Source organism: Clostridium sp. NSJ-145 (genome assembly GCF_021044725.1).
Classification (GTDB): domain Bacteria; phylum Bacillota; class Clostridia; order Clostridiales; family Clostridiaceae; genus Clostridium; species Clostridium disporicum_B.
Map to the genome: position 1 here is coordinate 178428 of NZ_JAJNOS010000002.1, position 12963 is coordinate 191390.

Below are 12963 nucleotides of genomic sequence, written 5' to 3' on the forward strand. Positions count from 1 at the left end.
ATGAAAAGACATTTTAAATTATATATAAGATTCTTACAACAATATATAAAAACACTTATGGCTTATAGAGCAGATTTTATATTAGGTCTTATTGGATTTATATTAGTTCAATCTGTAGGTGTAATATTTATAAGCCTTATATTTAGTGCAATACCTACTTTAAGTGGATGGTCATTTTATGAAATATTATTTATATATGGGTTTGCACAGATACCTAGGGGGATAGATCATGTATTTACAGATCAATTGTGGATATTTAGTTGGAAAACTATAGCACAAGGTGAGTTTGATAGATATTTAGTAAGACCTTTGAATCCACTTTTTCAAGTTATAGTAGAAAAGTTTCAACCTGATGGATTTGGAGAAATAATTATAGGTACAATGCTTTTAATAACATCTTGGAGTAAACTTTCTATTGAAGTTACATTTGGAAAGATAATTGCTTTAATATTCATGATTCTTTGTGCCACAGTTATATATACAGCTATTAAACTTGCTGTCACATCAATTACTTTTTGGGTAAAATTCGCTCAAAGTTATATGTTCATGGTATATCAATTAAGTAGTTTTGTTAAATATCCAATTAATATATATCCAAGTTGGATTAGAACGACATTAACATTTATAATACCTTTTGCATTTACAGGATATTATCCCGGAGCATATTTGCTAGGAAGAGGCAGCTTTTTTCAAGGAGTAATAATGACATTTTTAATAAGTATGATTTCTATTTTGCTAGCGTATAGAATATGGCTAATAGGAATAAGTAGATATGAAAGTACAGGAAGTTAAGATGTATCTTCCATAGGAGAAATATTTACCTAGAGGCAAAGATAAATATACTTTACAGCACATAAGTCAAGATTTGATACAGAAATATAAATATTTGCTACGTTAGGGGAAAGGTTGCAGTGCAAAGTGGAAGGTAAGAAAATTTTCACTATTGATTTAAGCAAATTTTTTCTTTAACGTAGTGAATTTTTCACTTTTGCAGAGCAACCTATTAATCTTGCCATAGGGTAACTAATTATTTTTCTTGAAAGCTTTGGCAATGTGCTTCTGAATATATTTTAACGTCATCTCCACCAACGCTAATACAAGGTAAATCACATAAACTATTACAATTATATTTACAGTTCTCAACTTTACAAATTAAAGCATCACATGAACCTGATGCATTTGTATTATTAGTTAAATCACTATAAAGATTCTTATCTAAAAAAGAACCACAACATGTATCTTTAGAGCAAGAAGAGTTTAAACCACCAATGTTAACTCTATTTGAGTAGCATACTCCAGATTTGTTATGAGAACAATTATTTACTGAACAATTTATTTCTGCCATATTAAACACTCCTTTTATTATTTAGAAAAATATCTATCAAGTAATCCTTTAAATGCTCTTCCGTGTCTTGCTTCATCTTTACACATTTCATGGACTGTATCATGAATAGCATCTAAGTTATTTTGTTTAGCTAAAGCAGCAAGCTTTTTCTTTCCGTCACAAGCACCAAATTCAGCTTCAACTCTTGCACTAAGATTAGATTTTGTATCAGCTACAACAACTTCTCCTAGAATTTCGGCAAATTTTGAAGCGTGGTCAGCTTCTTCGTAAGCAATTCGCTTATAAGCTTCTGCAACTTCAGGATATCCTTCTCTATCAGCAACTCTTCCCATTGCAAGATACATACCAACTTCTGTACATTCGCCCATAAAGTTTGCTCTTAACCCTTCTATAATTTCAGGGTCAATACCTTCAACTATTCCAACTCTATGCTCATCTGCCCATTGTAATTCGCCTTTCATTTCTTCGAATTTACTAGCTGGAGCCTTACATATTGGACATACTTCAGGTGGAGTATCACCTTCGTGAACATAACCACAGACTGTACAAATATACTTTTTCATTAAATTTTCCTCCCTTTATTTATTTTATAGACAATAAAAGTTTCAACTGTAGTATTATTTGCTAATTAAGAAAGAAATATTTATTTATATTATTATATTGGGAATATAAATTATTAGGTGTTTACTATATAACAATAAGTTTACAAAATTATACATATGTCATACAATTAATATAATGTTAAATGCTGAAGAATAAAAGCGATACTTTAAAGTATGATGAAATCTAGTGCTAGTTACTTGAGATAGTAGAAGAATATTTTGGTAGAGATAGATGGTATCAGTAATATAGAAGAATTAGATGTAAAAAGTAAAGGAGTAGAGATATATTATGAAAAAACATGTAGGGATGAGAAAAAATAAGGTGTTATATAAGATATGTCTTGCCGTAGGACTAGCTTTAATTATTTATTATATAGGTTTAAGATTAATATCTGGATTTGTTGCTTTTTCAAGTATGTTTGGCTTATTAGGAGTGATACTTTTTGTATATGGATTTATAGAGCTAAAATTCAATATTAATATATGGGGAAGAATACCTAAGATTTTAAGAAGAATCATAACAGTATTATTTTCTATAGGTATGATTATCTTTATAATAATAGAAGGAATTATAATCTATAATGGACATCACTATGATAAGGAAAGACCAGATTATCTTATGGTATTGGGAGCTGGACTTAGAGGTAGTAAAATAAGTACTTCACTTTTATACAGGCTAGAAACTGCTGTAGAGTATAATAAACTTTATCCAGATGTAAAAATAATAGTTTCAGGGGGACAAGGTCCGGATGAAGATATAAGTGAAGCAAAAGCAATGAAGGATTATCTAGTTAGTAAAGGTATAGATGAAAATTTAATCATAAGTGAAGATAAATCTACAAATACTTATGAAAATTTCTTGTTTACTAAAAAATTATTAGAAGATGAAACCGGAGAAGAAGACTTTACTGTTACAGTAATATCAAACAACTTTCACATGTTTAGAGCTAAATATTTGGGAGAACAAGTAGGGTTTGAATGTTTAGGGTATCCGGCACCATCCCATGCTGCATCAAGTTTTATATTTTACACTAGAGAATTTTTCGGTGTTATTAAAGCTTTTGTTTTTAAGAGATAGTAAGGTGATTATATTCGCTTTACTAATAGAGTTATCTTTTATTTGCATTTATATACTTAAGAGAAAGGCTAAATCTCTAGAGTTAACAGATATACAGTAACAGGTATTCATGGGGCAATTTCAAAAAAAGTAATAAATGTTGAAGGAATGAGATTAAATGTAAGATAATATAAATAATCCGATTTTTAATATACTAAGAAATAATGGAGGTTGTATAATATGACCTTCATTTTATTATTTACATTGTGAATTGATTTGTAAAAATAATTAATAAGTTGTTTCTGTAAAATATTTTTTGGTCTAAAAATATGCTATGTGTCCTAATAACATAGTAAAGAATAGTAATGCTAATAATAAATAGTATACAGATAAAAACATAACAGATAGGAGTAGAAATATGAGATTAGGAGTTATATCAGATACTCATGGAGTACTAAGGGATGAAGTTATAAAAAATCTTGAGGGGTGTGATTACATAATTCATGCTGGAGATGTAGGTGGAGAAGAGATAATTGAAAGATTAGATAAAATAGCAAGAACTTTTGTTGTTAGAGGAAATAATGATGGTGATAGTTGGGGAATAAAGTTGCCTTATTATAAGGAAATAGAGATGGATGAAACTCTTATATACGTAGTTCATAAAAAAGATGATATCCCTTCTGAATTAAGAGAAGTAGATCTTGTTATATATGGACATTCTCATAAATATAGTGAAGAGAGAATAGATAACATAATTTATTTGAATCCAGGTTCTTGTGGAAGAAAGAGGTTTTCATTACCATTAACAATGGCAATAGTTGATATAAATATTGATAGAATTGATATAAGTAAAATAGATATAGAAGGATAAAGTGTTCTATATATTTACAATAAAGTGCTATAATGGAAGAGTAGAGTGGAATAAGGGGGAGAATATGATAAAAGAGATAAATGAGAAATTAATTAAGCTTAAAGAAGACATAGCTTTAAAAAATGTATTAGAGAAAAAATTAGAAACTTTAAATTTACAATTTGATAAAGATAAGAAAGAATTAAATGAATTAGAGATAAAGTTAAAAAAAGAACATAAAGATGTAGAGAAATTAGAAAAGTTATCTTTTGCTAACATAATAGCTACTGTTATGAAAAATAAGAGTGAAAAGTTAGAAAAAGAGCAACAAGAATATATAATGGCTAAAATTAAGTATGACGAGTTTAGTTCAAAGTTAGAGTTATTAAAAGAAAACATCGAAAGCGTAAAATCTAGGCTTGAAACTCTAAAATATTGTGAAAATGAATATAAGGTATTATTAAATAAAAAGTTAGAATTAATAAAGTTATATGGTGATGAAGAAAAGAAAAGTAAATTAGCAATGATAGAATCAGAAATAGATGAAAATTTATTAGAGAAAAAAGAAATAGAAGAGGCTATAAGTGTTGGAAAGGATTTATTAATAGTAGCTAACTCTGCTAAAAATTCATTAGAAAGTGCAAAAAATTGGGGGATATTTGATATTGCTGGAGGAGATATGCTTTCTTCTATAGCGAAGCATAATAAGATAAATGATGCAGAAGTACATTTTAGAAGGGTATCTAGTTTGATAAGTAGATTTAATAAAGAATTAGGAGATATTAAATTTGAGGGACTAACATTTTCATCTACAACAATAGCTTTTGATATATTTTTTGACAATATATTTACAGACTTTTCAGTACAAAGTAAGATTAATAGTTCTTTAGATAACGTAAGAAGGTTAATATGTAGAGTTGAAAATATATTAGGTACTTTAAATGGTAAAAAGGTAAGTATAAATTCTAGGATAGCAAATTTAAGAAAAAACTATGATAGTATAATTGAAAACATTTAAGGATAGAGAATAACAAAGTGAGAGGTAAATACTGATGAAAAGAAATATAAGTTTAATGATAAAGCCATCTTCAAGTAAATGTAACTTGAAGTGTAAATATTGCTTTTATCATTCAATAGCTGATGCGCGTGATATAAAAGATTATGGTTTTATGAGCAAAGAAACATTAAGACAAATAGTAAGTAAGGTAGATGATTATTGTGATGGAGGTAATTGTAATATAGGTTTCCAAGGGGGAGAATCCTTATTAGTAGGGCTAGATTTTTATAAAGAACTAGTTAAATGCACTACTGAAATTAATAATGGAACAAAATTTAATTATCACATTCAAACTAATGGAACTCTTATAAATGATGAAATTGCTAAGTTTTTTAAAGAGAATAACTTTTTAGTTGGAGTTTCTTTAGATGGAACTAAGGAGATTCATAATTTAAATAGGATTGATCCTTTAAATAGAGATACATTTAATAGTGTAATGAAAGGAATAAATATTTTAAAGAAATACGATGTTAACTTCAATGTTCTTATAGTTGTTACTTCGGCATTATGTAAGAAGATTGATAGTGTTTATAAATTTTTGAAAAAGAATGATTTTAAATATCTACAATTTATTCCTTGCTTAGATCCTTTAGAAATAGAAAATGGACAAACTTATAGTTATTCATTAAATGTAGAAGAGTATTCGAAGTTTTTATTAAATTTATTTAATTTATGGTATAAAGATATCATGGAAGGTAACTATGTAAGTATAAGATATTTTGATAATATAGTATCTCTATTCTTAGGACAAGATTATGAATCTTGTGATATGAGAGGCATATGCTCATGTCAACATATAATTGAAAGTGATGGATCAATGTATCCTTGTGATTTTTATACATATGAAAAATATTCAATAGGAAACATTTTAGAAGAGACTTTTGATGAGATACATCATAAGAATGAAACTATCAATTTTATGAAAGAATCTTTAAATAAGAATAATAAGTGTAGTATTTGTAGATTTAAAAATATATGCAGAGGTGGATGTAGACGACACAGAGAAAATAGTCAGGATAATATGAATTATTATTGCTCAGCACATTATGAATTTTTCTCAAAAACTCTAGATAGGTTTGAGATTGTAGCAAATAAATTAAGAAGAAATATGTGATAATTAAGAATTTGTAGTTAAAATTTGATAACTAGATATTTAAGTAATATTAAGAACCTACGGGTTCTTTTTTGATATATTTTTTTAATTAAGGGAATAATTAAAATATTAAAAATTAAGTATGAATAAATAATATTAATATAAAGGAGTAGATAAATGAAAGAACTTATAGAGACATTAAGAAGAAATTCTATTATAAAGTCTCTTATGGATGAATTTAAAAAGGATTTTAAAAATACATATTATGATGCAACTCTTAAACAAAAGGAAATGCTAATTGATTATAGGGATGTTATATTTAGGAGGTGGTTATATTCACCATTAAGAGGGGGAACATATCTAACCCCAAGTTATATAATAAATAATATAGCACAACAAATATATCCTGGAGATTATTGTATTATGCCGTATATTAAAGTGGATTTAGATAGTGAGGGGAGATTAAAGTTTTATAGAAAATTCAATTATCATTCATGTAATAATAGTCCAGTAATTAAGGATTTAGAGAAATTGATAGATTTTTTAAAACCAACGATTATAGTAAGAGATGAAAATAAATATGTTATTGATGAGGGAGAAAGATTAATAAATAGGTTAAATATCCAAAGTGACTATTATATTGAATATCTTATAAATATAGCTACAAATATAGGCATATTACAACCTATGAAATCAATAGGTTGTAGGTGTTATAAAATAGGAAAAGATTATGATAATTATATAAATTTAAAGATAGATGAAAAAATTAAGATTATAATTAATAGTAGTATAGATATAGTGAGAGAAAGCATAAGTGATATTATAGAATTTGATGATACGAATACTATATTTGATATTTTAGATAATGGTGTCACTGAAGAAAAGTTTTTTCAAATGATGAAGCCATCTTTAAAAGAAACTATGGAGCATTCAAAATGTATATCAGATTCTCTAAAAGTTGATGAAAAAACAATTTATAATATTACAGAAAAAGTATTAAGTGATGAGATAGGTTATTGGTTTATTAGACGAGAAGCAGGAATATATTTAGATACTTATTTAACTTGTATTTTAGGATATTACTTAGGAATAATAAATCCAATTTATGACGAATTGTTTCTAACAAAGATTTTTGTAGATTTTGTAAGTTATACAGATAATCCTATAGAAAGATTATCAATTATATTTACTATGGAATTAGGACATAACCTAACAAGGTTTGGAGAAAAAATTATTATGGAACGAAAAATAATAAAAGGAAATAATTTTAAGGATTTAGTGCCTAAAAATATAAAATCCTGTATAGAAGAATATAAAAATAAGAAAGATAATATCTTATATCATATTCATGATTAGAAGAGAGAATTAATGAAAGATTAGGTTATATATAGTTAAAAGCAAAGAGGTTAAAATAAGAAAATACTCTTTGCTTTTTTTATTTATGAATTTTTCTGAAAATTAAGCATAATTTTTTATATATAGCAAAAGTTGAAATAAGAATGTACAAAAAAAAATAAAAATATACATTTGAAATTTTAAAAAATTGGTATTATATAAATATAAAGTATCAGAAAACAATTACATAATGTTTATACAGAACTTACATAATATGCAATTTAATATGTATTTAAATTGGGAGGAAAGATTAAAATGATTAAGGAAAATTTAAATGAAATTTTAAAGAAAAGATTTGAAAAAACAATTGCTACTGCGACTGACGAAGAAGTATATTTAGCACTATTAGAGTTAACTAAGGGTATTATTAAAAATAAGGGAACAAATAAAGGGAATAAAAAGTTATATTATATATCAGCAGAGTTTTTAATTGGTAAGTTATTATCAAATAATCTAATTAATTTAGGACTTTATGATGAGGTTAAAGAGGTTCTTTTAGAAAATGGTAAAGATTTATCTCAAATAGAGGAAATTGAGTTAGAGCCATCATTAGGAAATGGCGGTCTTGGAAGATTAGCAGCTTGTTTCTTAGATTCTATTGCTACATTAGGTTTAAATGGTGATGGAATAGGATTAAATTATCATTATGGTTTATTTAAACAAGTTTTTGAAAAAAATAAACAAAAAGCTGAAAAGAATCCATGGATAACTAAAGAAAGTTGGTTAAATAAATCAGATATTAAATTTGATGTATTATTTGGAGGATTTAAAGTTACTTCAAGCTTATATGATATAGATGTTACAGGATATAATCAACCTTGTAATAAACTAAGATTATTTGACATAGACTCTATAGATGAAACTATTGTAGAAGATGGCATTAATTTTGATAAAGAGGATATTAAAAAGAACTTAACATTATTCTTATATCCAGATGATAGTGATGAAGCTGGACATTTATTAAGAATATATCAACAATACTTTATGGTAAGCAATGCTGCTCAATTAATTCTTTTAGAAGCAGAAGAAAATGGATATGACTTACATAAGCTAAATGAACATGTAGTTGTTCAAATAAATGATACTCACCCTTCAATGGTTATTCCTGAATTAATTCGTTTATTAGGAGAAAAGGGTATAGAAATTGATGAAGCAATCGGTATCGTTACCAAGACTTGTGCATATACTAATCATACAATTTTAGCAGAAGCATTAGAAAAGTGGCCAATAGCATACTTAGAAAAAGTTGTACCACAATTAATGCCTATTATTAGAGAATTAGATAATAGAGTTAAATCAAAATATGATGATGAAAAAGTATATATAATAGATAAAAATGATAGAGTTCATATGGCACATATGGATATACACTATGGATTTAGCGTAAATGGGGTTGCAGCTCTTCATACTGAGATATTAAAAGATGAAGAATTAAATCCATTCTATAAGATTTATCCAGAAAAGTTTAATAATAAGACAAATGGTATAACTTTTAGAAGATGGTTAATTCACTGTAACAATGAGTTATCAAATTATATAACTGAACTTATTGGTGATGACTTCAAGAAGGATGCAACTAAGCTTGAGGATTTACTTAAATATATAGATAATAAAGATGTATATTCTAAATTAGAATCTATAAAGAGAAATAATAAGATTGAGTTAAAGAACTATCTAAAGGAAACTCAAAATATTGATATTGATGAAAATTCTATATTTGATATTCAAATTAAGAGACTTCATGAGTATAAGAGACAACAAATGAATGTATTATACATCATTAATAAATATTTAGAAATTAAGTCAGGAAAGTTACCAACAACCCCTATAACAATGATATTTGGAGCTAAGGCTGCACCAGCATATATTATTGCACAGGATATAATTCATACAATACTTTGCTTACAAGAGATTATTAATAATGATCCAGAAGTTAATAAGTATTTAAGAGTTGTTATGGTAGAAAACTATAATGTAACTAAAGCTTCTAAGTTAATACCTGCTTGTGATGTATCAGAACAAATATCACTTGCATCTAAAGAAGCATCAGGAACAGGGAATATGAAATTTATGCTTAATGGTGCTTTAACTTTAGGAACTGAAGATGGAGCAAATGTTGAAATTCACAAATTAGTTGGGGATGACAATATTTATATTTTTGGTAAGTCAAGTGCCACTATAATTGAACATTATAAAAAAGCAGATTATGTTTCAAGAAAATACTATGAAAAAGAAGGAATTAAAGAATTAGTTGATTTCATAGTAAGTGATAAGATGCTTCAAGTTGGAGATAAAGTAAATTTAACTAGATTATATAATGAATTAATAAATAAAGATTGGTTTATGACTTTAATAGATATTGAAGATTATATAAAGACTAAGGATAGAATGTTCAAGGATTTTGAGGATAGGGACTCTTGGATGAAGAAAGTTTTAATAAACATAAGCAAAGCAGGATTCTTCTCATCAGATAGAACAATTGCTCAATATAACGAAGAAATATGGAAATTAAAATAGCCCTAACTTATACCTTATATAAATAAAAGAGGCCATTGCTATATATGCAATGGTTTCTTTGCTGTTTAGAAAGTGTTAATTGAACTATAACAATTAAAAAATAAATTCTATATAAGTATATTAAATAGTAAAATTAATAGATTAGAAAGCAATTTAAATGAGATAAATAGTTTATTTTTATTGAGGTGATAATTTTGAAAGAGAAATTAGAAAATAGGAAATCACTATTAATACCAGCATTAGCGGTAGTTGGAACAATAACTACAATTGCAGCTGTAAATAAAATTACAGTGAAGCCAGCATCTAAGTTTATTAGATTGCTTTTTAACGGCATATACCCAGGACCTAAAAATTATGATGATATAAAAAAACTGACTACTGCCAAAAAGGATATTGATTATGGTTCAAATATAGAAAATGGAATAATGGATATAAATATGCCTTTAGACAATTCAAATAAAAAGAAGCCGTTAATAATATTGCTTCATGGAGGTGGTTTTATAGGTGGAAGTAAGGAGGCAACAGCTGCATATGCAAGAACTCTATCTAGCTATGGATATATTGTTGCCAATGTAGATTATGCTTTTGCACCAGAACATGTATATCCAACACCTATAATTCAAGTAAGCAAAGCTATAACTTACTTAAAAGATAATAAAGAAAGATTTAATATTGATGATAATAATATATTTATTGCTGGAGGTTCAGCAGGAGCACAGATAGCGAGCCAGATAGCTGCAATACAGACTAATAAAGAATTAGCAAATATTATGGGAATAAAGCCTGTGTTAGATAAGAAAGAGCTAAAGGGAGTAATATTATTTTGTGGGTTATATAATATGAGAAATGTTTCAGAAACAGGATTTCCAGGTATAAAAGAATATCTTTGGGCTTATACAGGAGAAAAGAATTTTGAAACTTATAAGAGGTTAGATGAGATATCAACGATACATCATATTACAGAAGATTATCCACCAACATTTATAACAGCAGGAGATATGGATAAGTTAGAATCTCAATCTAAGGAGATGGTAAAGATATTAAAAGATAAAGGCGTTCAGTGTACATCAGTTTTCTTTAAAGATAAAAGGTTAGTGCATCAATATCAATTTATGTTATGGACCAATGAAGCTTTAAGAACTTTAGAGAAAGTTGTATATTTCATAAATCAAAGAGTAGAAAAAAATTGAAGAAAAATTTAGATATTAATAGAACAAAAGATAAAAATAAATTCATTATCAATAGTATTTTTATTAATATACTATTTAAATAGTATTTAATATGATGTACAGTAAAATAATAGATTTAAAGATGAGTTTAAGGAGGATAAATTATGAAAGTTACAATAATAGGGTGTGATGGAGCTTATCCAAGAGTTAATGGAGCTACTTCAGCATATTTAGTAGAAGATAAGGATACTAAGGTGCTTTTAGACTGTGGAAGTGGAGCAATATCTAGACTTCAAAATCATATTGAATTAAGAGAACTAGATGGAATAGTAATAAGTCATTATCATGCTGATCATTATGCAGATTTAGAGTGTATGCAATTTGCTACAATGCTAGATACATTTGAGAAAAAGAGAGAAAACTCTGTTATAATATATGGACCAGGCAAAGAGCAGATGTTAACTTATAAGAATTTTTGTGTAGGTAAAAGTTTTAAAGGAAAAGAAAACTTTACTATAGGGAGCTTAACTTTTGAAACAATATTAAATAAGCATGGAATAGAAGCTTATAGTATAAAAGTAACTAATGAAGACGGAGAATGTTTAGTTTATACAGGAGATACAGGATATTATGATGAACTACCTATATTTTGTGAAGGGGCAAGTTTATTAATAGCAGAATCTTCTTGTTATGAGTATGAAAGGGGAAATTTATCAGGACATATGACTGGTGGAGAAGCTGCTATAGTAGCAGAAAAAAGTGGAGTAGATACGCTTATTTTAACTCATTTACCACACTATGGGGATATTGAAAAGATGACAGATGAAGCAAAACAATTTTTTAATGGAGAAGTTATACTAGCAAGATATGATTCTTGTATAGAGGTATAAAGTTTGAGGTGATAAGATGAGCAATATAAAAAAAGCAATATTTGCTGGTGGATGCTTTTGGTGTATGGTAAAACCATTTGATAAATATGACGGAGTATCTAGCGTTATTGTTGGTTATACTGGTGGGAATATAGAAAACCCAACATACGAGCAAGTATGTAATATGAAAACTGGACATTATGAAGCCGTAGAAATAACATATGATGAAGAAAAAGTAAGCTATAAAGAATTACTTGAAGCATTCTTTAAAAGTATAGATCCCACAGATGATGGAGGACAGTTTTACGATAGAGGAGATAGTTACAAAACTGCTATATTTTATCAAGATGAGAATCAAAAGAGAATTGCAGAAGACTATATAAAAGAAATAGATAATAGCAAAAGATTTGATAATCCAGTAGTAACTAAAATATTAAAATCTGAAAAATTTTATCCAGCGGAAGACTATCATCAAGATTATTATAAAAAGAATCCATTTAAATATAATGTTTATTATAAGGGATCTGGTAGAAAAGAGTTTGTGGAAAGTGCTTGGAAAAAAAGTGAGGAAGAGAAATTAGCTTTAAAAGATAAGTTAACAGATATTCAGTATAGAGTAACTCAATTAAATGCTACAGAAGCACCATACAATAATGAATATAATGATAACTATGAAGAGGGGATATATGTTGATGTAGTTGATGGAAAACCTCTATTTTCTTCAAAAGATAAATTTAATTCAGGATGTGGTTGGCCTGCTTTTTCAAAGCCTATAAATGGAGGATATATTAAAGAGATAGAAGATTTAAGTCATGGCATGATAAGAACAGAAGTAAGAAGTACTAATGCTGATTCACATTTAGGTCATGTTTTTAATGATGGGCCTACAGAGTTTGGAGGTCTTAGATATTGTATAAATTCAGCTTCTTTAAAATTTATTCCTAAATGCGATATGGAAAAAGAAGGCTATGGAAAATATTTAGATTTGATATGAAATATTTAAAGTTTT

At 27.3% G+C, this 12963-nt stretch carries 12 protein-coding genes; 10 read left to right on the forward strand and 2 right to left on the reverse strand.

From position 1 onward, the window contains the following. The gene (locus tag LQE93_RS03445) at positions 1-792 is read left to right on the forward strand and encodes an ABC transporter permease (protein WP_231071995.1); all 792 of its coding nucleotides are present in this window, start codon (positions 1-3) and stop codon (positions 790-792) included. A gap of 235 nt (positions 793-1027) precedes the next feature. Here LQE93_RS03445 and LQE93_RS03450 read toward each other — a convergent pair whose 3' ends face one another. Together LQE93_RS03450 and LQE93_RS03455 are read right to left on the reverse strand one after the other, a co-directional pair. After that, a complete protein-coding gene (locus tag LQE93_RS03450; protein WP_055264244.1) occupies positions 1028-1345 on the reverse strand; it encodes a DUF1540 domain-containing protein in 318 nt (105 codons plus the stop codon). A 17-nt stretch (positions 1346-1362) separates the two neighbouring features. Beyond that, positions 1363-1908, reverse strand: coding sequence for an NADH peroxidase (locus LQE93_RS03455; RefSeq protein WP_231071997.1), 546 nt, complete (start codon positions 1906-1908; stop codon positions 1363-1365). Positions 1909-2236: 328 nt separating this feature from the next. Between LQE93_RS03455 and LQE93_RS03460 the strand changes: the two genes are divergently transcribed. The 9 genes from LQE93_RS03460 to msrB all read left to right on the forward strand — a co-directional run bounded on the left by LQE93_RS03460 (position 2237) and on the right by msrB (position 12948). Beyond that, on the forward strand, positions 2237-3025 hold the full coding sequence (locus LQE93_RS03460; protein ID WP_231071999.1) for a YdcF family protein: 789 nt from the start codon (positions 2237-2239) through the stop codon (positions 3023-3025). Positions 3026-3422: 397 nt separating this feature from the next. Beyond that, a complete protein-coding gene (locus LQE93_RS03465) occupies positions 3423-3875 on the forward strand; it encodes a metallophosphoesterase family protein (RefSeq protein WP_231072000.1) in 453 nt (150 codons plus the stop codon). Between the two features lie 64 nt (positions 3876-3939). Continuing rightward, positions 3940-4872 carry a coiled-coil domain-containing protein gene (locus LQE93_RS03470; RefSeq protein ID WP_231072002.1) on the forward strand — a complete coding sequence of 311 codons (933 nt, stop codon included), beginning with the start codon at positions 3940-3942 and terminating at the stop codon, positions 4870-4872. Positions 4873-4906: 34 nt separating this feature from the next. Beyond that, positions 4907-6025 carry an anaerobic sulfatase maturase gene (locus tag LQE93_RS03475; protein ID WP_055264256.1) on the forward strand — a complete coding sequence of 373 codons (1119 nt, stop codon included), beginning with the start codon at positions 4907-4909 and terminating at the stop codon, positions 6023-6025. Between the two features lie 156 nt (positions 6026-6181). Next, entirely contained in the window at positions 6182-7360 is a 1179-nt protein-coding gene (locus tag LQE93_RS03480; RefSeq protein ID WP_231072004.1) for a hypothetical protein, read from the forward strand. A 294-nt stretch (positions 7361-7654) separates the two neighbouring features. Then, positions 7655-9916 (forward strand): glycogen/starch/alpha-glucan phosphorylase, encoded by a 2262-nt coding sequence (locus LQE93_RS03485; RefSeq protein ID WP_231072006.1) that lies wholly within the window; start codon positions 7655-7657, stop codon positions 9914-9916. A gap of 194 nt (positions 9917-10110) precedes the next feature. Continuing rightward, positions 10111-11106, forward strand: a complete 996-nt coding sequence (locus tag LQE93_RS03490) for an alpha/beta hydrolase (protein ID WP_231072007.1) — start codon at positions 10111-10113, stop codon at positions 11104-11106. A gap of 143 nt (positions 11107-11249) precedes the next feature. Then, a complete protein-coding gene (locus LQE93_RS03495; RefSeq protein WP_231072009.1) occupies positions 11250-11975 on the forward strand; it encodes an MBL fold metallo-hydrolase in 726 nt (241 codons plus the stop codon). A gap of 16 nt (positions 11976-11991) precedes the next feature. Then, positions 11992-12948: a peptide-methionine (R)-S-oxide reductase MsrB gene (msrB, locus tag LQE93_RS03500; RefSeq protein WP_055264266.1), complete on the forward strand. Its 957-nt coding sequence runs from the start codon at positions 11992-11994 to the stop codon at positions 12946-12948. Positions 12949-12963: the final 15 nt, after the last annotated feature.